Origin of the sequence: Mesorhizobium jarvisii (genome assembly GCF_003601985.1) — a bacterium.
GTDB lineage: Bacteria > Pseudomonadota > Alphaproteobacteria > Rhizobiales > Rhizobiaceae > Mesorhizobium > Mesorhizobium jarvisii.
Genome location: NZ_QZXA01000001.1, coordinates 433566 through 459166, shown reverse-complemented (window position 1 = coordinate 459166; position 25601 = coordinate 433566). Strand labels below are relative to the sequence as shown.

At 64.1% G+C, this 25601-nt stretch carries 26 protein-coding genes; 17 read left to right on the top strand and 9 right to left on the bottom strand.

From position 1 onward, the window contains the following. Window positions 1-13 precede the first annotated feature (13 nt). A complete protein-coding gene (pcaQ, locus tag D3242_RS02250; RefSeq protein ID WP_010914665.1) occupies window positions 14-931 on the bottom strand; it encodes a pca operon transcription factor PcaQ in 918 nt (305 codons plus the stop codon). Between the two features lie 94 nt (window positions 932-1025). Here pcaQ and pcaD point away from each other — a divergent pair, with 94 nt between their 5' ends. Genes pcaD through pobA form a run of 6 tightly spaced genes read left to right on the top strand, consistent with a single transcriptional unit; the run spans window position 1026 to window position 5830 of the window. Beyond that, entirely contained in the window at window positions 1026-1835 is an 810-nt protein-coding gene (pcaD, locus tag D3242_RS02245; protein WP_064983305.1) for a 3-oxoadipate enol-lactonase, read from the top strand. Continuing rightward, window positions 1828-2235, top strand: a complete 408-nt coding sequence (gene pcaC, locus D3242_RS02240; protein WP_064983303.1) for a 4-carboxymuconolactone decarboxylase — start codon at window positions 1828-1830, stop codon at window positions 2233-2235. The genes pcaD and pcaC overlap by 8 nt, the downstream gene beginning before the upstream one ends. Further along, window positions 2225-2980, top strand: a complete 756-nt coding sequence (gene pcaH, locus D3242_RS02235; protein WP_019856761.1) for a protocatechuate 3,4-dioxygenase subunit beta — start codon at window positions 2225-2227, stop codon at window positions 2978-2980. Before pcaC ends, pcaH begins: the two co-directional genes overlap by 11 nt. Further along, on the top strand, window positions 2980-3594 hold the full coding sequence (gene pcaG, locus D3242_RS02230) for a protocatechuate 3,4-dioxygenase subunit alpha (protein ID WP_019856762.1): 615 nt from the start codon (window positions 2980-2982) through the stop codon (window positions 3592-3594). Before pcaH ends, pcaG begins: the two co-directional genes overlap by 1 nt. An 8-nt stretch (window positions 3595-3602) precedes the next feature. Then, window positions 3603-4655: a 3-carboxy-cis,cis-muconate cycloisomerase gene (locus D3242_RS02225; RefSeq protein WP_019856763.1), complete on the top strand. Its 1053-nt coding sequence runs from the start codon at window positions 3603-3605 to the stop codon at window positions 4653-4655. Next, window positions 4655-5830 (top strand): 4-hydroxybenzoate 3-monooxygenase, encoded by a 1176-nt coding sequence (gene pobA, locus D3242_RS02220; protein ID WP_064983301.1) that lies wholly within the window; start codon window positions 4655-4657, stop codon window positions 5828-5830. Before D3242_RS02225 ends, pobA begins: the two co-directional genes overlap by 1 nt. Before the next feature lie 5 nt (window positions 5831-5835). On the opposite strand, the gene D3242_RS02215 is transcribed toward pobA, so the two are convergent. From D3242_RS02215 to D3242_RS02205, 3 genes are read right to left on the bottom strand one after another with little or no spacing between them, the layout of a single operon-like run. Further along, window positions 5836-6699 carry a carbohydrate ABC transporter permease gene (locus D3242_RS02215; protein WP_064983299.1) on the bottom strand — a complete coding sequence of 288 codons (864 nt, stop codon included), beginning with the start codon at window positions 6697-6699 and terminating at the stop codon, window positions 5836-5838. Beyond that, entirely contained in the window at window positions 6696-7586 is an 891-nt protein-coding gene (locus D3242_RS02210; RefSeq protein ID WP_019856766.1) for a carbohydrate ABC transporter permease, read from the bottom strand. Before D3242_RS02210 ends, D3242_RS02215 begins: the two co-directional genes overlap by 4 nt. After that, window positions 7586-8878 (bottom strand): ABC transporter substrate-binding protein, encoded by a 1293-nt coding sequence (locus tag D3242_RS02205; RefSeq protein ID WP_064983298.1) that lies wholly within the window; start codon window positions 8876-8878, stop codon window positions 7586-7588. The genes D3242_RS02210 and D3242_RS02205 overlap by 1 nt, the downstream gene beginning before the upstream one ends. 316 nt (window positions 8879-9194) lie before the next feature. On the opposite strand from D3242_RS02205, the gene D3242_RS02200 reads away from it, so the two are divergent. From D3242_RS02200 to D3242_RS02170, 7 genes are read left to right on the top strand one after another with little or no spacing between them, the layout of a single operon-like run. Continuing rightward, entirely contained in the window at window positions 9195-10466 is a 1272-nt protein-coding gene (locus D3242_RS02200; protein ID WP_064983295.1) for an extracellular solute-binding protein, read from the top strand. Window positions 10467-10518: 52 nt separating this feature from the next. Beyond that, a complete protein-coding gene (locus tag D3242_RS02195; RefSeq protein WP_064983291.1) occupies window positions 10519-11451 on the top strand; it encodes a carbohydrate ABC transporter permease in 933 nt (310 codons plus the stop codon). Next, window positions 11448-12305 (top strand): carbohydrate ABC transporter permease, encoded by an 858-nt coding sequence (locus D3242_RS02190; RefSeq protein WP_064983289.1) that lies wholly within the window; start codon window positions 11448-11450, stop codon window positions 12303-12305. The genes D3242_RS02195 and D3242_RS02190 overlap by 4 nt, the downstream gene beginning before the upstream one ends. Then, window positions 12302-13042, top strand: coding sequence for a PIG-L deacetylase family protein (locus D3242_RS02185; RefSeq protein ID WP_019856771.1), 741 nt, complete (start codon window positions 12302-12304; stop codon window positions 13040-13042). The genes D3242_RS02190 and D3242_RS02185 overlap by 4 nt, the downstream gene beginning before the upstream one ends. Continuing rightward, window positions 13039-13914: an ROK family protein gene (locus tag D3242_RS02180; RefSeq protein ID WP_064983287.1), complete on the top strand. Its 876-nt coding sequence runs from the start codon at window positions 13039-13041 to the stop codon at window positions 13912-13914. Before D3242_RS02185 ends, D3242_RS02180 begins: the two co-directional genes overlap by 4 nt. Next, window positions 13911-14681: a GntR family transcriptional regulator gene (locus tag D3242_RS02175; RefSeq protein WP_032920989.1), complete on the top strand. Its 771-nt coding sequence runs from the start codon at window positions 13911-13913 to the stop codon at window positions 14679-14681. The genes D3242_RS02180 and D3242_RS02175 overlap by 4 nt, the downstream gene beginning before the upstream one ends. A 36-nt stretch (window positions 14682-14717) precedes the next feature. Further along, entirely contained in the window at window positions 14718-15509 is a 792-nt protein-coding gene (locus D3242_RS02170; RefSeq protein ID WP_019856774.1) for a sugar isomerase domain-containing protein, read from the top strand. 106 nt (window positions 15510-15615) lie between these two features. Here the strand turns inward: D3242_RS02170 and D3242_RS02165 are convergent, their stop codons facing one another. Both D3242_RS02165 and D3242_RS02160 read right to left on the bottom strand, forming a co-directional pair. Then, entirely contained in the window at window positions 15616-16899 is a 1284-nt protein-coding gene (locus D3242_RS02165; protein ID WP_019856775.1) for a D-tagatose-bisphosphate aldolase, class II, non-catalytic subunit, read from the bottom strand. Beyond that, window positions 16896-17849, bottom strand: coding sequence for a tagatose kinase (locus D3242_RS02160; protein WP_064983286.1), 954 nt, complete (start codon window positions 17847-17849; stop codon window positions 16896-16898). Before D3242_RS02160 ends, D3242_RS02165 begins: the two co-directional genes overlap by 4 nt. A 261-nt stretch (window positions 17850-18110) precedes the next feature. On the opposite strand from D3242_RS02160, the gene D3242_RS02155 reads away from it, so the two are divergent. Further along, complete coding sequence (locus tag D3242_RS02155; RefSeq protein ID WP_019856777.1) at window positions 18111-19145, top strand: LacI family DNA-binding transcriptional regulator; 1035 nt, start codon at window positions 18111-18113, stop codon at window positions 19143-19145. On the opposite strand, the gene D3242_RS02150 is transcribed toward D3242_RS02155, so the two are convergent. The 3 genes from D3242_RS02150 to D3242_RS02140 all read right to left on the bottom strand — a co-directional run bounded on the left by D3242_RS02150 (window position 19133) and on the right by D3242_RS02140 (window position 22400). Continuing rightward, window positions 19133-20083: an alpha/beta hydrolase gene (locus D3242_RS02150; RefSeq protein WP_081296062.1), complete on the bottom strand. Its 951-nt coding sequence runs from the start codon at window positions 20081-20083 to the stop codon at window positions 19133-19135. The genes D3242_RS02155 and D3242_RS02150 overlap by 13 nt on opposite strands. 138 nt (window positions 20084-20221) lie before the next feature. Then, the gene (locus D3242_RS02145) at window positions 20222-21370 is read right to left on the bottom strand and encodes a Gfo/Idh/MocA family protein (protein WP_064983284.1); all 1149 of its coding nucleotides are present in this window, start codon (window positions 21368-21370) and stop codon (window positions 20222-20224) included. 268 nt (window positions 21371-21638) lie between these two features. Next, window positions 21639-22400, bottom strand: a complete 762-nt coding sequence (locus tag D3242_RS02140) for a DeoR/GlpR family DNA-binding transcription regulator (RefSeq protein WP_010914678.1) — start codon at window positions 22398-22400, stop codon at window positions 21639-21641. A gap of 162 nt (window positions 22401-22562) precedes the next feature. On the opposite strand from D3242_RS02140, the gene D3242_RS02135 reads away from it, so the two are divergent. The 3 genes from D3242_RS02135 (at window position 22563) to D3242_RS02125 (ending at window position 25551) form a co-directional block, all read left to right on the top strand. Further along, entirely contained in the window at window positions 22563-23363 is an 801-nt protein-coding gene (locus tag D3242_RS02135; RefSeq protein WP_019856781.1) for a beta/alpha barrel domain-containing protein, read from the top strand. Window positions 23364-23366: 3 nt separating this feature from the next. Then, on the top strand, window positions 23367-24317 hold the full coding sequence (locus D3242_RS02130; protein ID WP_064983282.1) for a PfkB family carbohydrate kinase: 951 nt from the start codon (window positions 23367-23369) through the stop codon (window positions 24315-24317). An 88-nt stretch (window positions 24318-24405) separates the two neighbouring features. Next, window positions 24406-25551, top strand: coding sequence for an ABC transporter ATP-binding protein (locus D3242_RS02125; RefSeq protein ID WP_019856783.1), 1146 nt, complete (start codon window positions 24406-24408; stop codon window positions 25549-25551). The last annotated feature ends 50 nt before the right edge of the window (window positions 25552-25601 follow it).

Here is a 25601-nt window from a genome sequence, read left to right as displayed (position 1 = left end):
ACGGTCCGACGCCTCACTTGCCCGGCCTTGCCGCCTCGCGAATGGTCTGCAGCAGGATGGTGAAGGCCGGCGATGGCGCCGTATCGGTGCGCATCGTCAGGCCGACCGGTCCCTTGGTTTCCTCGGTGTCGACCGGCAGGGCGACGAAGGCGCCGCTGGCGATCTCGTTGGCAACCACGCCGGCCGAAATGATCCACACCGCATTGCTCTGCCGCATGAAGGAGCGGCCAAACGAATCCGAGACGGTTTCGATCTCGGTCGCCGGCGCGGTCATGCCGTTGGTGATGAACAGGCGATCGACGAAGGGGCGGATGACGGATTCCCGGGTCGGCATCAGCACCGGGAATTCGTCGAGCCTGGCGAAGATATCCGCTCCCGGTTCCAGCAGTGGATGCCCGGCGCGCACCACGAACAGCACCTGTTCGGAATAAAGATGCTCGAAGAAGAAGCCGGTCATGTTTTCGGGCGCTGCCAGCCGTCCGACGACAAGATCGAGCGCGCCGGTACGCAATTGCTCGAGCAGCACCGCGTTCTCGCCAGTGACGATCTTGATCGCCGCGCCGGTGTTTTCTCCGAGGAACAGGCTCATGGCCTTGGGCATGACCTTTGCCGACACGGTCGGCAGAGCGCCGATGCGGATCGGATGGCGGTTGATTGCGCCGTCCTGGCGAACGGAATCGACGCCGCGCTTCAACGCGGTGATCGCAGAACCGGCATGGCTGAGGAAGATCTCACCAAGCCTTGTGACCCGGATACCGCGCCCGTCACGCTCGACAACGGCGACACCGAGCGCCTCTTCCAGTTCACGCAACGTCTTGGTCACCGCCGGCGCGCTGACATGCAGGAAATCGGCGGCGCGGGCCACGCTGCCCTGCCGCGCAACCTCCAGGAAGGCCTGCAGGTGACGGAAGCGGATGCGGCTCTCGGCCATGGATTTAATAACCCCTGAGTTAATGAAATGGCGCAAAATATCATTTTACCGAACCAAATGCCTTGTGCAATGTGGGAGGTGGAGGATCGAAATCGTGTCATTCGTCACCATCGGCGGCATCACGCTGCACCATCGCCACCTCAAGGCGACCGGCAATGCGCGCGCGATCATATTCATCAATTCGCTGGGCACCGACTTCCGCATCTGGGACGACATTGTCTCGGCGCTCGATGGGGAAATGTCCTTGCTGGTCTATGACAAGCGCGGCCACGGGCTGTCCGACATAGGCGAGATCAAGTCGATCGACGATCATGTCGACGATCTCTCGGGGCTCGTCGATCATTTCGGCTTGAAGAAGGTCGTGCTGTGCGGCCTTTCGGTCGGCGGCATGATCGCGCAAGGGCTCTACGCCAGGCGCCCGGGGATCGTCGAGGCCATGATCCTGTGCGACACGGCCCACAAGATCGGCACAAATGAGAGCTGGAACACCCGCATCGCGGTCGTCGAACGCAAGGGCATCCAGGCCATTGCCGATGGCGTGCTCAAAGTGTGGTTCACTCCCGCCTTCCACACCTCACGGGTGGCCGAACTGGATGGCTATTGGAACATGATGACCCGGCAAGCACTTGCCGGCTACGTGGGAACCTGCGTTGCTATCCGCAACGCCGATTTTACTGACGCGGCACGCCGCATCGAGGTGCCGACACTCTGTGTCGTCGGTGACCAGGACGGCTCGACGCCTCCCGCTCTCGTCCGCTCGCTGGCCGCTCTGATCCCCGGTTCGCGTTTCGAGATCATCCGTGACGCCGGACATATTCCCTGCGTCGAACAGCCTGAAGCGCTCACCGCGCTGATCCGCGATTTTGTCGCATCGCTTGCCCCTGGAGCAGAAAACCATGGATGAAGTCCCCGGCAACGCAGCCCGATATCGCACTGGCCTCTTGGTGCGGCGCGCGGTGCTCGGCGATCGGCATGTCGATCGGGCTGAGGTCGCCGCCACCGATTTCGATCAACCGTTCCAGGAACTGATCACCGAGGCAGCCTGGGGGACTGTGTGGGCCCGGCCGGGCCTCAGCAAGCGCGAGCGCTCGATCGTCACGCTGGCGCTGCTGGCGGCACTCGGCCATGATGAGGAGGTCGCCCTGCATGTGCGCGCCACCGCCAACACCGGTGCGACGCGCGACGATATCTGCGAGGCGTTCCTGCATGTCGCCATTTATGCCGGCGTGCCGGCCGCCAACCGTGCCTTCAGAATAGCCAAGGACGTGTTTTCGGAAATGGACGGAGCCGACAATGCCCTCTGAGTCCGGCTCGAACCGGAGACCTGAGTCCGGCGCCTTCTTCCAGCGCGACCGGACATGGCATCCGCCGGCGCTGACGCCGGGCTATAAGAGTTCGGTGCTGCGCTCGCCGCAAAAGGCGCTTTTGTCCTTCGACAACACGCTGTCGGAAATAGCCGGACCAGTCTTCGGCCATGCCATGCTCGGTGAACTCGACAACGACCTGATCCATAATTTCGCCAGGCCGGGCGAGAGCGCCATCGGCGAGCGCATCATCGTCCATGGGCGTGTGCTCGACGAACGCGGTGTTGGCGTTCCCGGCGTGCTCATCGAATTCTGGCAGGCCAATGCCGGCGGCCGCTACCGCCACAAGAAGGACGGCTATCTGGCGCCGCTCGACCCGAATTTCGGTGGCTGCGGCCGCACCATCACAGGTGAGGATGGTGGCTATGCCTTCCGCACTGTCAAGCCCGGGCCTTACCCGTGGCCCAACGGTCCCAATGACTGGCGCCCGGCGCACATCCATTTCTCGGTTTTCGGCCACGGCTTCGCGCAGCGGCTGATCACGCAGATGTATTTCGAGGGCGATCCGCTGATCTGGAAATGCCCGATCGTGCGCGGCATCGCCGACAAGGCGGCCATCGAGGCGCTGACGGCCATCCTCGACAAGCAGGCGACGGTCCCGATGGACGCGCTCGCCTACAAGTTCGACATCGTGCTGCGCGGCCGCCGCTCGTCGCTGTTCGAAAATCGGCTGGAGGGCAATTGATGCGCCAATCGCTCGACCGCCTCAGGGAAAGCCCCTCGCAGACCGCGGGACCCTACGTCCATATCGGGCTGACGCCGAACTTCTGCGGCATCGGTGGCGTCTATGCGACCGATCTCGGCGCGACCATGGTCAACGACAAGACCAGGGGCGAGCGCATCGGTCTCAAAATTAGGGTACTCGACGGCACAGGCACGCCGCTCAAGGACGCGCTGATCGAGATCTGGCAGGCGGATGCGGACGGGCTCCACAATTCGCCGGCCGAATTGCGCGGCGCGGCCGATCCGAACTTCTTCGGCTGGGGCCGCTGCCCGACCGACATGGACACAGGCGTCTGTGCATTCGAGACGATCAAGCCGGGCCGCGTGCCGTTCCGGGATGGAAGGCTGATGGCGCCGCACATCACGCTATGGATCGTCGCGCGCGGCATCAATCTCGGCCTGCACACGCGGCTCTATTTTTCCGACGAGGAAAAGGCCAATGGCGAGGATCCGATCCTGGCGCGCATCGAGCATCGCGTCCGCGTGCCGACTTTGATCGCCGAGCGCCAGGGCGGCACCTACGTCTTCGACATCCATCTCCAGGGGGAGAAGGAAACGGTCTTCTTCGACAGCTAGGAGATCTCATGACCGTATCGCCCTTCGACCATCCGTTGCTATCCGCACTCCTCGGCGACGAGGAAGCATCGCGGCATTTTTCCGTCGAGGCGGAAATCGAGGCGGCGCTAGCGTTCGAGTGCGCATTGGCCGAAGCGGAGGCTGAAAACGGGATCATCGCCAGGGATGCCGCGGCAGCGATCGTGACGGCACTGGCATCATTCCGGCCGGATACCGCTTTGCTGAGAGCAGGCGTCGCCAAGGACGGCGTCATGGTGCCGGAACTGGTGCGCCAGATCAGGGCTGCGGTCGGTGAACCGCATGGTGACAAGGTGCATTTCGGAGCGACCAGCCAGGACGTCATCGATACGAGCCTTATGCTTCGGCTGAAAGCGATCGTCGAGCATATCGGCCTGCTGCTGACCGAAACCGTTTTGCGCCTCACCTCGCTTGAGGAGCGCTTCGGCGGCAGGGCGCTGACCGGCATGACCCGCATGCAACCAGCGATCCCTATCCAAGTGACGGATCGCATCACGGCGTGGCGTGGGCCGTTGCAGCGGCATCAGGAAAGATTGTCGGACCAGGCGAGGCGCCTGCTGGTGGTGCAATTCGGCGGCGCTGCCGGCACGCTGGAAAGGCTCGGCGATAAGGGGCCGCCGGTGCGCGCCGCGCTTGCCGCAAAACTCGGCCTTGCCGATGCGCCCCAATGGCAGAGCCAGCGCGACACGCTCGCCGACTTCGCCGGCTGGCTGTCGCTGCTGACCGGCAGCCTCGGGAAGTTCGGCCAGGACATCGCGCTGATGGCGCAGGGCGGAACTGACATCGCGCTTTCCGGCGGCGGCAGCTCGTCGGCCATGCCGCACAAGCAGAACCCGGTGAAGGCCGAGGCGCTGGTGGCGCTCGCCCGCTTCAACGCCACGCAGCTTTCCGGCATGCATCAGGCACTGGTGCATGAACAGGAGCGCTCGGGTGCGGCCTGGACGCTGGAATGGCTGTTGCTGCCGCAGATGGTCGTCGCCACCGCCGCGTCGCTGCGCCTTGCCGCCGAACTGGCCGGACAGATCGAAAGCCTCGGTCACTGATGCGCACGCAGGTCGCCATTGTCGGCTCCGGACCCTCCGGCCTGCTGCTTGGGCAGCTTCTCGCCGGCATCGGCGTCGAGACCATCATTCTTGAACGCTCGAGCCGCGAACATGTGGTTGGCCGCGTGCGGGCAGGGGTGCTCGAACAAGGCACGGTCGAGTTGCTGGAAGAGGCCGGTGTTGCTGCAAGGCTGCATGCCGAAGGCCTGCCGCATTCCGGCATTTCGCTGGCTTTCGACGGGCGCCTGCACCGCATTGATCTCGCGGCGCTCACCGGCGGCAAGCATGTCACCGTCTATGGCCAGACCGAAGTGACGCATGATCTGATGGACAAGCGCGAGGCGGCTGGCCTCGTCACTGTCTATGAGGCCGCTAATGTCGCGCTGCATGATTTCGATGGCGCTGCGCCGTTCGTTACCTACGACGACAAGGATGGCGTCTCTCACCGGATTGATTGCGACTTCATCGCCGGCTGCGATGGCTATCACGGCGTCAGCCGCAAATCGGTGCCGGAGCGCGCGCTGAAGACCTTCGAGCGGCAATATCCGTTCGGCTGGCTCGGCGTGCTGGCCGAAGTGCCGCCAGCCGATCACGAACTGGTCTATGCCAATCACGAGCGGGGCTTTGCATTGTGCTCGATGCGTTCGACGCATCGCAGCCGCTACTATGTGCAGTGCCCGCAGGACGACCGCGTCGAGGCCTGGTCCGACGACCGCTTCTGGGACGAGCTGCGCCGCCGCTTGCCGGAACGGACGGCGGCAAGCGTCACCACCGGGCCATCCTTCGAAAAGTCGATCGCGCCGTTGCGCTCCTTCGTTGCCGAGCCGATGCGTTTCGGCCGGCTGTTCCTGGTCGGCGATGCCGCCCACATCGTGCCGCCGACTGGCGCCAAGGGCCTCAACCTCGCCGCCAGCGATGTACGCTATCTCTTCGCCGGTCTGCGCGAGTTCTACGTTGGAAAGTCCCAAGCTGGCATTGAGGCCTATTCGCAAAAGGCGCTGGCGCGGGTGTGGAAGGCGGTGCGCTTTTCCTGGTGGATGACGACCATGCTGCACCGCTTCCCTGACACAGGCGATTTCGGCCAGCGCATCCAGGAAGCCGAACTCGACTATCTCGTGCACTCGCAGGCCGCGTCGACCGCGCTCGCCGAAAACTATGTCGGGCTGCCGTACTGAAGCAGCTATCCCTTGATCGCCGAGCCGACGATGGAATCGACGAAGAAGCGCTGCAGCAGGACGAACAGGATGAGCGGCGGCAGCACGGCCAGCGTCGCGCCGGCCATCACCAGGCCGGTATTCACCGCGCCACGGTTGTAGCTCAAGAGCCGGCTCAGGCTGATCACGATCGGGTAGGCGTCGGCATTGCCCTGCAGCACGGTCAGCGGCCAGAGATAGCTGTTCCAATGGTAGACGAAGGCGAACAGGGCGAGTGCGGCGATCGCCGGCGCGACGCTGGGCGCCACGATCTTGAAGAGGATCAGCAACTCTGAAGCGCCGTCCATCCGCGCCGCATCGATAAGGTCGTCCGGCACGCCTGATATGAACTGGCGCATCAGGAAGATGCCGAAGGCATTGGCGAGGTTGGGCACGATGATGCCTGCCAGGCTGGCATTGAGCCCGATCGAGCCGACCAGCCGATAGAGCGGGATCAGCGTGACGATCGGCGGCAGGAACATGGTGGCGATCAGCAGCGAAAACAGCAGCGATTTGGCGGGGAAGTGGTATTTGGCGAAGGCATAGCCGGCCATCATGCTGGTGATCAGGATGCCAGCGGTGGTGATCGAGGCGATGACCAGGGAATTCCACATCGAGCGGCCGACATTGACCACGCCGGAAACCTTTTCATAGGCGTCGAGGCTGGGTGTGTGCGGTATCCACACCGGCGGCACCTGCATGCTCTCTGCCGGCGTCTTGAGGCTCGACAGCACCATCCACACCAGCGGGAAGGCCGAGGCCACGGCGACCAGCAGCATCAGCGTCGCCAGCAGCGCCTTGCGCCCGGACGGGCGCTTGCGCGGCAGCCGGCTCGATGATCCCCTCCTCATTCCTGATCCTTCCGGTTGGCGAGAGCAAACAGCGCGCAGACCACGACGATAAGTGAAAGCATCAGCATGACCGCCATCGCCGAACCCAGACCGCCTTGCGCGCGCTCGATGCCGACGCGGCGGATGTGGTAGGTGAGCACATTGGTCGAGCCGACCGGCCCGCCTTGCGTGATCAGCGCCACCGGCTCGAACACCTGCACGGCGTTGATGATGGCGATGACGGCGCTGAACAAAAGCGTGCGCCGCATCAACGGCAGCGTGATGAAGCGGAACTGCTCGAAGCGGTTGGCGCCGTCGAGCTTCGCTGCCTCGTAGAGGCTGCCCGGGATCTGCGTGAGGCCCGCGATCGCCAGCACGGTGAAGTAGCCGACCTGCTGCCAGACATTGAGCAAGACGATCGAGACCAGCGCTGAGCGCGGCGACGACAGAAAGGGCTGCGGGCCGATACCGATGAGGCCGAGCATCTGGTTGAGCGGTCCTTCGCTCGGCGAATAGAGCTTCGACCAGGCCAGCGCCACCGCGATCATCGGCACCATGTAGGTGGAGAAGAGCACAGTCCGCAGCGCCGTGCCGCCGGCGACATCATGCTGGTAGACCATCAGGCCGAACGCGACCGATAGCGGCAGGATGAGGATGACTGAGAGCGCGGTGTAGATGGCGGTGTTGGTGAGCGCGCCCTTGAAGTCACGCCCGACCGAGGAGGCCCCAAAGATCTCGCGGAAATTGTCGAGGCCGACGAAGCTGGCGCTGGAAAACGGCGTCTGCGTCGACCAGTCCTGGAAGGACAGCCAGACGGTGAGCATCATCGGCAACAGGATGAAGATGCCGATCAGCGTCACGGCGGGCGTAAGCATGATGCCCGCCGAGGCACGGTACCTCTGGATCATTATTTGGCGGCGCGCTCCAGGATCGAGGTGGCGTCGGCCTGCGCCGTCGCCTGCGCATCCTTGGCCGAGACCTGGCCATACTGCAACGCCTCGAGCGTCTGCTGCAGGGATTCCGAGAATTCCTGTCCGCCCGGCACGACCGGAAACGGCTTGGCATCGGCGAGCACGCTGACATAGCCGGAGAGGAATTCCGAGCCGAGCTTGTCCTTGTGTGCTTCGATATCGGACAGGCGCGAGGGCAGGATGCCCATCGACATCAGGATATCCGACATGGCCGAGGCGCCGTTTTTGCCGGACTTCGGATTGTTGAGCCAGGCCAGGAATTCCCACGCCGCCTTTTGCTCGGCAGCACCCGCATTGGCGTTGACCACGGTCATCCACGAATAGGAGATCGAATGCGGCTTGCCGCCGCTCGGGCCGACCGGGATCGGCGCGGTAGCGATGTCGGCGAACTTGTCGCCCATGCCGGTCTTCAGCGCGCTTTCCCACCAATTGGCCATGATGATCATGCCGGTCTTGCCGGAGACGAAATTGTCGAGGAACGGACCGGTGGTGTTGGCATCCGCCGTCGCCATCGCCGGCACGCTGGCGCCCGACTTGATCAGGTCCTCATAGAGCTGGAAGGTCTGCGCGGCTTGCTGGCTATCCAACACCGGCTTGCCGTCCTTGACCAGCTCGCCGCCGTTAGAAACGAGCAGCGAAGCGAAGGGATGGACGACGCCGGCCGCCCAGCTGTTGATCATGCCGAAACCCTGCTGGCCGGCCTCCTTGTTGGTCAGTTTCTTCGCCGCATCCTTGAACTCGTCCCAGGTTTTCGGTGGCGCCGCGATGCCGGCCTGCTTGAACAGCGCCTTGTTGTAGTTCAGCGCATAGACGTCGATCTCGTTGGGAATGCCGTAGAGCTTGCCGCCGACTGAGGCAGCGCTGGTGATACCCGCCGGCCAAGAGACCTTGACCTCGCTGGCCACCGCATCGGGAGCGGGCGCGACCAGCTTGTCGCGAGCGAGTTCCGGCAGCCACAGATCGTAGATGCCGCCAATCGTCGGGCCGTCCGAGCCGCCGCCTTGCGAGCGCAACGTGGTCAGGAGATCGCCGAACGGAACGGCGCGCACGGTGACGCTGACGTCCGGATTGGTCTTGGCATAATCCTTGGCCGCCGCTTCCAGCAGCGCGACCGTCTCCGGCGACCAGTGCGTCAAATAGGAGATGTTGACCGATTGCGCCCATGCCGTGGCGGGCAGGATGGCCAAGCCCGCGGCGAGCGCCAGCTTCGAAGTCCAGGCAAACGACATTCCTCATCCTCCCTATCGATCACGATGACGTTATGACAAGTTCGGGCGGCGGCGCAAGAGCCCGTCGGCGAAAAAGCTTGGTATCGACCGGTTTCAGATTTCTTCGATCTGCCGAATAAGAAGATTTTATCGTTATAAAACAGTATATTGATTGCACGAAACTACTAGTTCTTCCCTGACGGCGCCATGCCCGAGGCGTGCCAGACCTCTTGCGAATGCTGCTATGTCGTTATAATGACTTTGCCTGAGCCAATGACTCTCTCGCGGCGTCGAGGCGCTGCGGGACGCCAAGGACAGAAAAAATGGGAGACTGGCAATGAGCATGCTTTCACTTCATCGACGTACCGCCCTTGGCCTTATCGGCGGCCTTGCCGCCGCCTGCGCCGGCGTCTTCACTGCCTTGCCGGCGAGGGCCGACAGCACGGTGACACTGTGGAGCTGGCGCACCGAGGACCAGGCCGCGATGCGCCGCATCTTCGATGCCTTCGAGGCGAAGAACCCTGGCATCAAGGTCGACATCCAGTTTACGCCGGACGCCGATTACCAGAACCGTCTGAGCACCGCCCTGCGCGGCGGCCGGGGCCCCGACATCGCCCAGCTCAAGGCCTATGGTGAATTGCAGCCCTTCGTCGACGCCGGCTATCTCGACGCGCTCGACGACAGCGTGCCCGAATTGAAGAACATGGCGGACGCCGCGCTGGGCGGCGCGCGCGGCCGCACCGACGGCAAGCTCTATGGCGTGCCCTATTCGGTGCCGATGATGGGCGTCTTCTACAACCAGGATATTTTCGCCGCCCAGGGCATCGAGATCCCCAAGACCTACAAGGATTTCGTCGCCGCTTGCGAGAAGTTGAAGGCGGCCGGCATCACGCCGGTCGCCACCGGCGGCGCCAACGGTTCGGCCTGGGAGCTGGAGATCGGCGTCGGCGTCATCGGCCCGACCGTCTACGGCCCGGGCTTCTACGACGAGATGATGACCGGCAAGGCGACCTTCGAGGATCCGCGCTATGTCGCGGCGTTGAAGCGCTTCGCCGATTTGAAACCCTATTTCCCCGATGGCTTCGCCGGCATCGACTACACCACTGCCACGCAACAGTTCATCGGCGGCAAGGCCGCGATGTTCCTCGGCGGCTCGTTCGAGAACGGCAGCTTCAAGGCGCAGAACCCGAAGCTGAAATTCTCGATCTTCCCGTTCCCGGCCGACGATGCCGGGGCAAAGCTCTACACCTCGGCCTTCTCCGACGGCTCGTATGGTCTGGTCTCGGAGAGTCAAAACAAGGAAGCCGCGACCAAGGTGCTGGGCTTCATGGCCTCGGCCGAATTCGCGCAGATGTTCGCCGACGAACTCGGCTGGCCGCCGGCCCGCACCGATGTCACTGTGAAGGATCCGGTGCTGGCCGAGATGATGGCGATGTCGAAGAATTCGACGCCCTATCTGACGCTGGTCGGCTTCCGCTGGCAGTCGCCGACGGCCTCCTCTGTGCTGCAGTCGGAGATCATCGACATGGTCGAAGGCAACATCGCGCCGGAGAAACTGGCGGCCGACATGCAGGCCGCCGTCGCCACCTGGTTCAAGCCGAAGCAGTAGGGAGCCGGTCGGCCGCATCGCGGCCGGCCTCTCGTCCGGACACAAACAGCGCATGACCACCTTTCGCCGCACAAGCAGCCTGAAGCGCACGCAGCAGCGCATGGCCGTGCTGTTCATCCTGCCGGCGCTGGCGGTCTATGCCTTGTTCGTTCTCTATCCGCTGGCGATGTCGCTGTGGGGCAGCGTCTTCGTCTGGAAGGGGCTGCGCATGGTCGAGTTCGCCGGCGTTTCCAATTTCTCGCGGCTGTTTGTTTTCCCGAGCGGCGCGCGGCTCTATGGCGCGCTCTGGCACAACACCGCCTGGTTCCTCGGCATCATGGTCTTCCAGAACGGCATCGGGCTTTTGTTTGCCTGGCTGCTGTTCCTGCGTGACAAAGGTGCCGCCTTCTTCCAGTCGGTCTTCTTCTTCCCGGCGGTGCTGAGCCCGGTCATCGTCGGCGCACTGTGGCGGCTGCTTTTGGCGCCGGGCGGCGTCGTCGAATGGGCGCTGAATGGGCTTGGCCTGCACCAGGGCAGCCTCACCGTGCTCGGCAACAGCCACACCGCACTCGCCATGCTGATCGCCGTCGATGCCTGGAACTGGATGGGCCTGCCGGTGCTGATCTACACGGCCGGTCTGCGGCAGATTTCCGGCCAGATCTTCGAGGCGGCGAAACTCGACGGCGCCGGCAATGCGCGCATGCTGTTCTCGATCGCGCTGCCACTGCTGATGCCGGCGCTGGGCACGCTGACGACGCTATCCTTCATCAACACCTTCAACCAGTTCGACATCGTCTATGTCATGCAGGGCGTGCAGGGCAATCCGAGCTATTCGACCGACACGCTGGTGACCTATTTCTACCGCCTGGCCTTCGGCGCGGAAGGCGCCGTCGGCATCACCGATATCGGTCTGGCGCTGGCGCTGGGCACCCTACTGTTTCTGATCCTCAGCATCGGCACGCTGATGATGCTGCGCTTCTTCGACCGCCGCACGGTGCAGCTATGAGCGCGCTGGCGATTTCAGACAGGGCGGCGATCTCTCGGCAATTGGCGCGGCTGCCCGGCTGGACGGTGTTGGCCGTGTGGACGGCGGCTGTGCTGTTGCCGCTCTACATCCTCGTCGTCTCCTGCTTCAAGACCACAGCCGAGATCTACGCCACCCGGCTTGGCCTGCCGCAAAGCTGGGCTCTCGACAATTTCGTCAACGCCTGGACGCGCGCCGATCTCGGCCACAATTTCATCAACAGCCTGATCGTCACCGGCGGTGCGGTGGTGCTCACCATCGTCGTCTCGGCCATGGCCGCCTATCCGCTGAGCCGCTATCGGCTCGGCTGGAACGCCGTCATGCTCGGCCTGTTCCTGTCCGGCATCATGCTGCCGATCAGGCTGGCCTCGGTCGAACTGTTCACGCTCATGCGCAATCTCGGCCTCTTGGATTCACTGACCGGGCTGATCCTGGTCTATTCGGCGATCCGCATTCCCTTCGCTGTCTTCATCTTCGCCAATTTCATGCGCGTACTGCCCTCCGAACTCGACGAGGCGGCGCGCATGGATGGCGCCGGCGAAGTCCGCATCCTGTTCCAGATCATCCTGCCGATGGTGAAGCCGGCGGTGTCCATCGTCGCCATCTTCACCGCGATCGCGGTCTGGAACGATTTCTTCTTCCCGCTGATCTTCATCTTCGACGATCGCCACAAGACGGTGCCGCTGGCGATCAGTGTATTCGTCGGCCAGTTCCGCACCGATTGGGGCCTGGTGTTCGCTTCGCTGGCGATCTCCATGGCGCCCATCCTGATCATGTATTGTCTGCTGGCGCGCCAGATTCGCGAGGGCGTCGGCGCCGGGGGAGGCATGAAATGATCGAGGACAGGATCTACGCCGCGCACTCCATCCTGGTGATCGGCGCGCATGCCTTCGATGCCGAGGTGATCGCCGGGCCGCTGGCTGCGGCCGCCGTGAAGCGTGGTGCCGCGGTAACCTTTCTGCACTTGACCATGGGCGAACAGGGCCATCCCTGTTTGATCCCCGAGAATTATTGCGTGCAGAAGCAAGAAGAAGCGGGCAGGGCGGCCGCGCGCCTTGGGGTCACGCTGCGCAGTCTTGGGCTGCGCGATGCCTTCTTGCCTTCCAACGACGAGACGGCGCTGAAAGTGTGCGAGGTCATTCGCGAGCTGAAACCCGAGATCGTCATCACCCATTGGCATGGCAGCTGGCACAAGGACCATCGCGCCGCGGCGCATCTCACGCAGACCGGCATCTTCTTCGCCGCGCTGCCGACCATTGCCAGCGACCATGCGGCGCATACGCCGCAGCTGCTCTTGTTCGGCGAGAACTGGGAGGACGATGACGGTTTTCGCCCGGAGCATCTTGTCGATGTCAGTGACGGCTTCGAGGCCTGGACCGGGGCGGTCAAGGAATATGAGCTGGCGCGAGGCTTGAGCAGCTTTCCCTATGTCGACTATTACAGCGCGCTCTACCGCCTGCGCGGCTGCCTGCGCGGCACGCGCCATGCCCAGGCTTTCGCGGCGGCATCGCATTCCTGGAATGCCGGCAGCGGCCTGTTCTCGCCACCGTTCGGCAAAGGGTCGGGCCGATGACGCGGGTTCTGGCCATCGATCTCGGCGGCACCAATCTGCGCGCCGCCATCTCGACCGGCGACATCAGCGCGTTGAAGGTGCTGAGCCGTGAGCTGGCGCCGGCAAGCCTCGATGCTCTTGTCGCCCGCATCAACGCACTGTGCGCGGAAGCCGGCTCGGTCGAGGCGCTTGGCATTGCGGTGCCGGGGCTGGTCGAGGGCTCGGCCTGCCGCTGGATTCCGAACCTGCCATTCCTCGACGGCGTCGACCTCCAGGCGCTGTTTCCGGGCCTGCGCATCGCGCTTGGCAATGACGCGCAGATCGCGCTGCTGGCCGAAGCCGTCGAAGGCAGCGCGAAAGGCATGTCGGACGCGATCCTGCTGGCCATCGGCACCGGCATCGGCTCGGCGGTGCTGGCCAATGGCCGTATCGTTGCCGGCGCGCATGGCGGCGCCTGTTCGTTCGGCTGGGCGTGCGCCGACATCAGGGACCATGGCGCGGAGCGCAGCGGCTGGCTGGAGCGTGCCGCTTCCGGCAGGGCGCTCGATGCGCTTGCCGGCCAGATCGGGCTCGCCGACAGCCGCCAGCTGATCGCCGCTGCCCGCGCCGGCGAGCTCGCCGCGCAGACCTTGCTTGAAGTGCCGGCACGCCAGATCGGCACGGCGCTTGCCGGCGCGGTGGCGCTGCTCGACCCGCAGGCGGTGCTGATTTCAGGCGGGCTGGCCGAGGCGCTGGACGTGATGCGCCCGCCGCTGCTCGCGGCACTGCGCCGTCAGTTGCCCTCGCATTTGCGCGGCATTGAGATCCAGCCCGGCCATTTCGGCCCGGATGCGGGACTTGTCGGCGCGGCGCTGGCCGGCCGTGTGGGGGAAGGGTGGAGGCAGGTGCGATGAGCGAAGCGAGCTTTCAGCAGCCGGACCGCAGAAGGCCGGAGCCGCTCTGGTATCAGGTCGAGGAGGCGATCCGCGCCATCGTCAAGAGCGGCGAATGGGCAACGGGCGACCAGATCCCGGCCGAAGACAGGCTGTGCGCCTTGTTCGGCGTGAGCCGCATCACTTTGCGCCATGCCTTGCGCAATCTCGAGGAGGCCGGGCTGCTGCGCCGCGAACATGGCCGCGGCACCTTCGTGCGCTCGACCACGCTGGTCGCCGGCACCCGCGAGCTGACCAGCTTCACCCAGGAGATGGGCAATATGGGCGTGGTCGCCGGCTCGCGCCTTCTCGATTGCAGCCTCACCACCGCCAATGCCGCCGCCGCCGGCGCGCTGGAGATCGAGGAGGGTGATCCGGTGGTGCGCATCCGGCGGCTGAGACTGGGCAACAATGAGCCGATCGGTATCCAGACGGCGCAGCTGTCGGCCGTGCGCGTGCCGGGCTTCCTCGACGCCGGCCTGCTGCAGGGCTCGCTCTACGAGGCGCTGGAGCGCCATTACGGCATCGTACCGGTGGCCGCGCGCGAGAATTACCGCGTCGGTGCCGTCGGCGCGGCGGATGCCGAACTGCTCGATCTCCCGGCCGGCAGCCCCGCTTTCGTCGTCGAGCGCATCACCACCGACGAGCGCGGCCCGTTCGAATTCACCGTCTCGATCATGCGGGGCGACCGCTATGAAATCCGTTCGACGCTGCGCGCCGGCCGCGTCCCGTCAACCCCCAGAAGCTGATCCTTTCCAAGCCTAGATATCAACAGGAGTACCCAAGTGTCCGATCTCTACATCCACCGTCTCACCGCCCTTATCGATCAGGCGGCAAAAGCCAATGAAGAGGCCTTCGGCCAGGCCGCCAGCCGCTTTGCCGACTCGCTCGAAGGTGGCGGGCTGGTCCATCTCTACGGTTCGGGCCATTCGGTGCTGCCGGTTCAGGAAGTGTTCCCTCGCTACGGCAGCTATGTCGGCTTCAACCCGCTGACCGACCCGCGTGTCATGTGGCACAACGTGCTCGGCGCCGGCGGCGTGCGCGAGCTCTTGTGGCTGGAGCGGACGGAGAAATACGCCGAGAAATTCCTCGACCACCAGCCGCTCAACAAGGGCGACTCGATCATCATCTTCGGCCATAGCGGCCGCAACTCCTCCGGCATCGACACCGCGCTCTATGCCAAGAAGCGCGGCATTTTCGTCGTCGCGGTGACCAGCAAGAACAATTTGGACAAGCCGGCGACGCACTCCTCCGGCAAGCGGTTGGCGGATGCGGCGGACCTCGTCATCGACACGTGCTCGCCGATCGAGGACGCCATCGTGCCGGTCGAAGGCTGGAGCCGTCCGGTTTCCGGCTCGTCGACGGTGCTCGCCATGATCCTGGCGCACGAACTGATCGCGCGCACCGCCGAGCAGCTCGCCAAGCGCGGCATCGAACTGCCGGTCTTCGCCTCGCCGACGATTGCGGGCGTGACGCTGCACGACACCGACGTCATCTACGGCGTCTACCGCGAACGCATGCTGGAAGCGCAGAAGAAGCACCTGCCGACCTTCCAGGCGACAATGCGCGGGGAGTGATATTCCGAGATTGGGGAGGCGATGCCTCCCCAACGCGCACCGCGATCTGGAATAGGGGCGCAGGGCTGGGCGGCGCTGGCCTTGTACCGAAGCCGTAACCGGCGGATCAGCCGGTTGCGCTGGCGTAGATGTCGAGAACTTCTGTCACGCTGGCGATCAGCAACTCCCCGGCCTTTGGCGCCGCGGACCCGTTCGCCACCGCGCCGTCGAGATGGCCGAGATACTGGCTGATGAGGGGCAGGGGGATGTCGCGGTCGCCGAGCGCGTGCATCAGCGCTTCCGTCGCGTGCTGTGCCGCCGGCGCCGGCCAATAGTAGCGGATGCGGTCGCTGTAGGAGAAGTGGCGTTCGATCCGCTGCTCTGGCTCGGAGCCGTGGTAGTAATTCTTCCAATTGCCCGGCGCTGCCAGCATCACGCGCTCCATCGCCGCCGGCAGGCTTTCGCGCGCCGGGTCGGGAGCCAGAATGTCGGCGATATGGCTCAGGCCATAAAATGCTTCGCGCAGCGCGAAGGTCAGCCATGGCCCGACCTTGAGAATGGCGAAGCCGTCATCGACCAGCGCGGTCAGAGCCGAGACCGGCTGGTAATCGGTCGAATGCGCCTCGAAGACGAATTGCGGCAGATCCCGCAACGTGCCGGCCAATGCTCGGGCGCGTTCCGGTTTATAGGTGATCACCTCGGCATTGCCGAATTCGACGCCCGGCTGCACGACGACGCCGAGCGCGCGCGAAAAGGCCTGGTCGAGGCCTCGCCGGCTGAAGGCATCGCGGTGGAGACGCACCGTCTCTCGTGCCGCTTCGGGCGTCGTCACCGCCAGATGGTCCATCGCTTCCAGGGCGCCGCCCGGCACCGGCACTTCGGTGCCGATGACATAGACAGGCTTTGTGCCGCCCGTTCGTTCGGCGGCGGCCTCCGCCACCTCGGCCAGTTCGGCGGCGCGCGCGGCGATCGTCGCATCGGACGGTGCGGCACCTTCGCCGGCGCAGCCCATGCTGGCATCGAGATGGATCTTGGTGAAACCGGCCTCGGCATAGGCGTCGACCATGCGCGAAGCCTTGGCCATGGCCTCGAACGCTGGCAGATGCTTCCACGGATTGGGGCCGAGATGATCGCCGCCGAGCACCAGCCTGTCGAGGGAAAATCCGATCTTGCCAGCGATCGTCTCGACGAAGCGTCGGAAATCCGCTGGTGTCATGCCGGTATAACCGCCTTCGTGGTTCACCTGGTTGCAGGTGGCCTCGATCAGCACGTCGGCGTCGCGCGCCTTGCCATGGCGCAGCGCCGCCTCGATGACCAGCGGATGGGCCGAGCAGATCGAGGCGATGCCGCTGCGTTCGCCGGCCGCACGGCGCGTCGCGATTATCGCCAGCCTGTCCGTCGCCTGGCTCATGCCGGCGTTCCGGTTCGGGCGGTCGCGAGGAAGGCCTCGACGGCGGCAAGCGAGGCGATGCCCTCCATCGGGCCCTTCCTGGTCACCGCCAGCGCGCCGCAGCCATTGGCGATGCGCAGTGCTTTTTCAGGTACTTCTCCACGCAGCCAGAATGAGACGAAGGCCGCCGCAAAGCAGTCGCCGGCGCCGGTCGGATCGATTTCGTCGACGACGAAGCCAGGTGACGCGGTGCGTCCGGTCTTGTCGTAGTGAACGGCACCTTGGGCGCCTTTCTTGATGACCACGGCGGAGATGCCGCGGTCCAGCATTTCGCGCACCGCGCTCTCCTCGTCGGTCGCCCCGGCGAAGATGAACAGTTCCGGTCCGCTCGGCAGGAAAACGTCGGTCTTCGACAGCACGAAGTGCAGTGCATCGCGCAGGCCCGGCAGATCGAGCATCTCCTTGCGGATGTTGGGGTCGAAGGACACCGTGCCGCCGCGCGCCTTGACAGTCTCGATCCCGATACGCGCCACCTCGATCACCTCTGGCGAGAACAGCGAGGTGCCCATGACGTGAAAATGGTCGGCCCCGGCGAGCAGCGCGCGTGCCTCGACACCGATCTCGATCAGGCCGGCCGCACTTTGCTTGATGTTGTAGACGAAGTGCCGGCTGCCATCGGTTTCATAGGTCACGAAAGCTGTGCCCGTGGCGGCGCCCCGGTGAACCTTGATGGCCGAGATGTCGGCCCCGTCGGCGCGCAGGCGCTCGATGTTCAAATGGCCGAAATCATCGTCGCCGACGGCCGCGATCAGGCCAGCCGGCTGGCCGAGCCGTGCCGCCTGGTCGATGAAGATCGCCGGCGCGCCCGATGGAAACGGGCCGATCAGCGGGCCGGGGGCAAGGAAACTCTGGCCGATCCGCTCGGCCATGATCTCGACCAGGATCTCGCCGGCACAAACCAGTTTCTTCATGTCCTCACCATTGCCGGATGGTTGGCGGCCGGTTGCCGAGCGCCTTTCGTCATGTCCGTGCGGGTTCAAAACCTAAGTCGCAGCTTTTGGAGCGTCAATAAATAATTTGACGCGCGCAACTCTTTTGCGTTGTATTGGAAACGCAAAAATTTGACTGAACAAATTCGGTCAAGCAATGCTGCCTCGCGGCAACGGCCGCAAGACTGATTCTGGCCCGACCGGGAAGGTTGACGGGCGCGAGCAAAGGGGCTGGACATATCGATGGCGGAGAAGACCCACCGCACGATGGATGATTTCGCCAGGGCGTCAGGCGTGTCGCGACCGACCCTGTCGAAGTATTTCGATGATCCGGCCAGTGTTAAGCCGGCGACGCGGGCGCGCATCGAAGCGGCGCTGCGATCCTCGGACTATCAGCCGAACGTTTTCGCGCGTAATCTCAACCGCAAGCGCACCCGCAATGTCGGCATTGTCGTGCCGGCGCTCACCGATCCGTTCTATGCCGAAATGGTCAGCCGCATCGAACTGCGCTGCCGCGACGAAGGTTTCTGGCCGATCGTCATCTCCTCGCACGGCTCGCCGAAACTGGAGGCGGAATCCGTCAGGACGCTGATGTCGCTGAAGGTCGCGGGCGCCATCGTCGCTCCGCTGGGGTTGGTCTCCGAACCCGGCGTCTTCGAGCGGATGAGCGAGGACATTCCGATTGTCTATTTCGACACCTATATCGAAGGCGACACGCCTTTCGTCGGCAACGACAACCACCAGAGCACGTCGACCATCGTCGACTATCTCTGCCGGTCCGGCGAACCGCCGGCCTATGTCGACATTCCGCACGTCAATCACAATTCCGGCGAACGCCTGCAGAGCTATATCGACACGATGCGGGCCGCCGGCATGGAACCCGTCGTGCTCAAGGCGGCAGGCGACTACAGCTGGGATTTCGAGCGCATCGGCCATGAATGGATGGACAGGACACTCGAGAACGGCGGCCTGCCGGCGCGCACGCTGCTGTGCGCCAATGACCGCCTCGCTTTCGGCGTCATGGCGGCGGCCTTTTCGCGCGGACTGAAGATCGGCCGCCGGGCCGATTGCGATTTCCGTGTCGCCGCCCATGACGATCATCCGCTGAGCCGCTACACCTGTCCGGCGCTGACCACCATGGCGCAGGATTTCGCTGCCATGGCCGGCCGCAGCGTCGAGATCCTGCTGGCCTTGCTGGATGAGGCCGATCCACCCGGCCAGGGTCTGGCGCGCAACGTGAAGCTCGGTGCGACGCTGGTGATGCGTCAGTCGGCCTGAACACGCGTCTGCAATTGCAGCCAGGCCGCCGCCTCGCTCGCCGCTTGCCGCGCGGCCAGTATATGACGGCCCATCGAGACGAAGCCGTGGATCTGACCCAGCCAGGGCCGCAGCACCAGAGGCACGCCTTCGATCCGCAGGCGCTCGGCATAGGCCGTGCCTTCGTCGGCAAGAATGTCATGGCCGGCGATCACGACGAATGCAGGTGCCGCGCCGGCAAGGCTCGATGCCAGCAGCGGCGAGACGCGCCAGTCCGTGATGTCGTCCGGCGTTCGCACATAGTGGTCGCGGAACCAGGCCATGGTGGCGGCGGTGAGCCCGAAGCCGTCGCCGAAGCGCCGGTAGCTGTCCGCCGTCTGGCGGGCATCGGTGTTGGGATAGATCAGGACCTGCGCGGCAAGCCGGGGTATCAGCCCGTCACGGGCGAGCAATGCCAGAACGGCGGCAAGGTTGCCGCCTGCGCTGTCGCCGGCAACGCTGATGCGAGCGGGGTCGATGCCCAGTTCGCCGGTATTCTGCGCCATGAAGCGGAGCGCTGCCGCGCAGTCCTCGAGCCCGGCGGGAAATTTATGCTCCGGCGCCAGCCGGTAATCGGGGCAGACCACGACGGCGTTGCCCAGATTGGCGAGCCATCGGCAGATCTCGTCATGCGACGAGAGATTGCCTATGACCCAGCCGCCGCCATGCAGATAGAGCACGGCGCGCGCCCCGGTGCGCGGCGCGCCGATGCCGCGATGGATGCGGATCGTGACCGGGCCGTTCGGCCCATCGATCACTTGTTGCAAGGTCGCCGCCACCGGCTCGTGGTCGCCCTGCTGTGTCGGGAACGAAGCGTTGTAGGCAGCTCGAGCCGCCGCCACGCTGCCGTTTTCGAAAGGCTCGCCGCCGGCCGCACGGCCGATTTCAAGGGCGCGCAAAGCATCAGGGTCGAGCGTCATTGCCATCTCCATCGAAAGCAATTCCAGGAAAAGTGTACAGCGGTTTTCCCGGGAAAAGCGCGTAGCGCGCTTTCCCGTGGGAATTGCGTGAAACAAGAGATAGGGCGGTTCGCCGTTTCCGCGAAACGGCGAACCGTTCTAGGCAAGGAGGGTGCTTGCCTCGTCCTCGGTCAACAGCGCCGGCTGGACCACGTCACCGGTGATGGCGACCGAGCCTTTCGTTTCGCCGGAATGCAGGATCGCCTCCATGATTTCCAGCACATGCAGCGCCAGATTGCCGGACGCACGGGGTGCGGCGCCTGTCTTCAGCGAGCGCACCAGATCGGCGACGCCGAGCATGCGGTAATTGGCGCGGTCAGGCGCCGCATACGGCCAGTTACGGGCGCCGTAGAACTCGCCTTCGCTGGCGAAATCCTTCCACTCCGCGCCGCGCTCGGACAGCGAGACAGTGCCGCCGAACGTGTCGGGATCGGGCAGGCGCAGCGAGCCTTCCGTGCCGTGCAGCTCAATCGGGTGGTTGGAATGCCTGAAGACGTCCCATGAGGCGCCGAAGGTAACGGTGGCGCCCGAGCGGAATTCGAGCAGGGACAGCACGTTGGTCGGCGTCCCGACCTTGAATGTGGTGTTCTTGAACGACCCTTCGGCAGTGATCAGGCGTTCCTCCTGGCCGCGTGTCGCCATAGCCATGACGCGCGCGACCGGGCCAAGCAGATTGACCAGCATGGTCAGGTAATAGGGGCCCATGTCGAACACCGGGCCGCCGCCCGGCTGATAGTAGAATTGCGGGTTGGGGTGCCAGTGCTCCATGCCGCGCCCCATCATGAAGGCCGTGCCGGTGACCGGGCGGCCAATGGCGCCCTCATCCATCAGGCGGCGCGCGCGGCGCCCGGCGGCGCCGAGGAAGGTGTCGGGCGCCGAGCCGAGCAGCAGGCCGCGCTTGGCGGCCTCCGCTACCAGCCTGTGCCCGTCGCTGGCCGACGTCGCCAGCGGCTTTTCAGTGAAGACGTGTTTTCCCGCTGAAAGGGCTGAAAACGAAATGTCGAAATGCGCGGCGGGAATGGTCAGGTTCAGGACCAGATCGATCTCGGGGTCGGCCAGTAGCGCGTCGACGCCGAGCGCCTGGATGCCATATTCCTTGGCTCGCACCGCCGCCATGTCGGCGGAGATGTCGGCGCAGGCGCGTAATTCGATTCCACCGAAGAGGGCGGCATTGCGCAGGTAGGTCATCGAAATGTTGCCACACCCGATGACGCCGATTGCGAGCTTTTCCTTTGATTTTGCCTGCATTTCTGATCGGTCCTCCCAATAGGGTCATGCTCTGCTTGATCCGCTGCGCCGGCAACGGATCGTGGTGGAAGAGCGCTATACAACTTTTTAGATCTTGACGCGCGTAAAATTTTTATAGACCATGCGGAAATGGCGGCGCAATATCGGGAGGCCGCCAGCCCTGGGAGGAGAAAATGACAGACATCAAGAAACGGCCGACCGCCGATGCGAATCCCGTGGGTCATGCGCGCATTGGATATTTCCGTCGCGGCCAGGGACCGCGACAGGGTCAGGCATAGATCACCTTGGCCCCGGTCCTATCGAGTTGGCTGCGTATCGGGCCGGACAGGCCATCGTCGGTGATCACAACATCGACGCTCGACAGCGAAAATGCCTTGGAGGTCCCGCTGACGCCCCATTTGCTCGAATCCGCAAGAAGGACAACGCGGCGGGCCATGCGCACGAGGTTTCGTTTCGTTCGCGCCATGTCTTCGTTCACGTCGACCACATCCAGTGACGAGTCAATCGCATGCGCTCCAACAAAGACCTGATGCGCTACCAAGCCGCCGAGAGCCGTGTCGGCATCGGTGATCAGCGTGCTCACCGTGTCCGGATAGACCCGGCCGCCTATCATGTGAACGTCGAGCCCGGGCCGATGCATCAGATGCTGAACGATATTCATCGCCGTGGCCGCGACCACGACATTGCTGAGCGGCGGTAACAGCATGGCAACCTGCATCAAAGTCGAGCCGCCGTCGAAGATGACTGATTGGTTGTCCTCGAACAGTTCCACCGCTGCCCGGGCGATGCGCTTCTTTGCGTCGAGGTTCGTTTGCATCCGCCGGGCGAAAGCGGCCGTGGTCGAATCCGTGGTCCGGGTCACCGCCCCTCCACGCGTCTTGGTCAGCAGTCCCTTGCGGTCCAGTATCTCGAGGTCGGAGCGCACCGTGACTTCCGACACGCCAAAATTGTCTGACAGATCCTTGATGCGAACCTGTCCGCTTCGTTGCACTTCACCCAGGATCGATTGGCGTCTCTGCTCTGACAACATTGCCCTGTCCTTGCCTCCATGCGCCAGGCGATCGCCCTGGCCTCGGTTCACTCTACCAAAAATATGCGAATTCGAAAGGTTTCGAAAGATTGCATTTAACCTTTCTTTCGAAAACACTATGTCCAGGATTTTGAAATCAATCGATTGGAGAGTTTTGGACTCATGAGCCTCGGAACCAAGGTGCGCCTGGCGCGCCTCTTCTCACATCCATCGGGGAATCTTTTTGGCGGCGCGGTCGACCACTTTGTCGGCTATGGCGACGTGCGCAGAGGAGGTCTTGCCGACCTGCCGGGCGCGCTTGCACGCGTCATGGCGGGCAAACCCGACTATGTCAGCATCCAGCCTGGCACCGCGCGCCATCTGTGGCCGCAATATGCGGGCAAGGCTTCCCTGGTGATCCAGGCCGGCTGCTTCACCCCGGACGATCGCATCAGCGAACTGATTGCAACGCCCGAGGATGCGGTGCGCGCTGGCGCCGATGCGTTGGCGGTGGCCATTCCGGTGCGCGGCGCGACCGAGGGCAAATACATTCGCTGGCTGACCGATTCGGTGAATGCCGCGGCCCGCTACGGCATGCCGGTGGTGGCGCATATCTACCCTCGCGATTTTACCGACGGAGCTAAGATCGTCTTCACCCCCGACGAGATCGCCTATGCGGCGCGCATAGGCTACGAGTCCGGCGTCGATGTGATCAAGATCGGTTACACGGGCGATTTCGAGTCGTTCCGAGAGACCGTTCGGACCTGCCCGGTGCCGGTTGTGATCGCCGGTGGTCCGAAGACCGATACGCTGCTTGGCGCCCTTCAGCAGACGGCGGACGCCATCCGTGCCGGCGCGCGCGGTGCCGTGGTCGGCCGTAATCTCTGGGGGCATGGCGATCCTCAGAAGGCAGCGCTTGCCTTTCGGGGCGTCATCCACGACGGCCTTTCGGCGCAAGACGCCTTGGCGAAAGCGGGGGCCTGAGCGATGCCCGCCGTCCCCTCGATCCTCGGCTTCGGCGCTATTGCGATCGACGACATCGTCTATGTCGATCAGCCGTTGTCGGCAGGCAAGGGGAGGGTTCGGCAAAGTGCCCGGGCTTTCGGGGGAAATGTCGCGACGGCCCTTGCCGCCGTCGCGCGGCTCGGCGGAAGCGCCGGGTTCGTCGGATGGCTGGGCGATGCCGCGGACGACCCGGTACTGTGCGATCTCATCGAGAGCGGTGTTGAAACCGCATTCGCGCCGCGCCACGCCGACGCGCGCCCGGTGCGCTCACGCATCACGGTCGGCTCGGACGGGGAGCGGTTCATCGCATATGACGACGACGCGATGCTGGGCACCACGCCGGATTTCTCAGACGAGGTCCTCAGCCGAGCGGCCGTCCTGATCGTCGACAGCTACGCGATCCGGTCGATGGATGTCGTGGCTCGGGCTCGCGATCACGGCCTTGCGATCCTCGGCGATGTCGAATGGAGCGGTGGCCCAGCCACGGAGAGGCTGATGGCGCTCTGCGACCACCTCATTCTTCCTCTTGGCTTTGCGCGGGCCGCTACGGGCTGCCGATTGCCCGCCGAGATGCTCGAAGCATTGTGGTCGCCGTCGCGATCCGCCGTGGTTCTGACCGATGGCGGCAGGGGCGTATATTATCGCGGGCGTGAAGAGACACGGCTCTGGCAACTTCCGCCGCACCGGGTTGCCGTTGTCGACTCGACCGGCGCCGGTGACTGCTTTCACGGCGCCTACGCCCATGCATTGACGCGCGGCGCCGACACCGCAGGCCGAGTGGCATTCGCTGCCGCGGCGGCAGCCCTTTCGATAACGGGGCGTGGCGGGCGCGAGGCGCTTCCGACCGAAGACCAGGTAACGGAACTGCTGGCATCGGCGAACGCGCCGTCGGCGGTCGAACTGAAATATGCGCAGCTCGATACAGGAACATAGCCTGCAACCATCCGAGGAAACATCTCACAGGCGAAAGGGCCAAGAAGAATAATAAAAACCAGCGGCTTAGACTTGTGGAGGGAGGAATATGGCAGAAGTCGTTCTTGAGAATATATGCAAGACATACGGGAACAATTTTCGCGCAATCGACCAATTGAACCTGTCGGTCGAGGACGGCGAGTTTTTGATTCTCGTCGGGCCGTCGGGCTGTGGAAAATCCACCGCGTTGCGGATGATCGCTGGATTGGAGGACATCACCAGCGGTAGTCTTCGGATCGGCGGTACCGACGTCGTCGACATGCCGCCCAAGGACCGCGACATCGCGATGGTCTTCCAGAGCTACGCGCTTTACCCGCATATGACTGTGTTCGAAAACATCGCCTTTTCGATGCGGCTGGCAGGCAAGCCGAAGGCCGAACGCAAGAAGCGCGTCGACGAGATCGCCAAGACCCTTCAGCTGACGTCTTTGCTGGACAGCAAACCCGCCAACCTTTCCGGCGGACAGCGTCAAAGGGTTGCCATGGGCCGCGCCATGGTGCGCGAGCCGGCCGCCTTTCTCATGGACGAACCCCTTTCGAATCTGGACGCCAAACTGCGCGTGCAAATGCGCGCCGAAATCACCCGCCTGCAAAAGCAGCTCGGCGTAACGACCATATACGTGACCCACGACCAGACCGAAGCGATGACAATGGGGGACCGGGTCGCCGTGCTGAAGGGCGGTGTGCTGCAGCAGGTCGACACGCCCAAGAGGCTCTACGAATCACCGGTGAACGCCTTCGTTGCCGGCTTTATCGGCTCTCCCTCGATGAACCTTTTCGAAGCGACCCTGACGGGCGGCGAACTGATGCCCGGGGCCTTTGCCATTCGGCTGCAGGATGCGGCCTTCGTGCGCAGGCCGGGTTTGAAGTCGTATGCGGGGCGCAAGGTCGTGTTCGGGATACGACCGGAGGATCTCTATGACAGCAGCCTCGAATCCGGCCGCAAGTATCAGACGATACCGGCAAGGGTGACCTCGATCGAAGAACTCGGGTCGGAACATATCGTCCATCTCAACATCGACGCGGTCCGGGTGGACTCCGGCGACCCCGACGCGGTGCAGGATTTCGGCCTGACGTCGAATGCGGTGGCGAGATTCGAACCGGACAGCACAGTCCGTTCCGGTTCGGAAATCCGGTTGGCCCTGGATGATACCAAGCTCCATTTCTTCGATCCCGAGACGCATCTGGCGATCTGACGAATTGTGGCAGAGCCCGCGGGCGAGGGCGAGGCGCCCACGAAGTACGC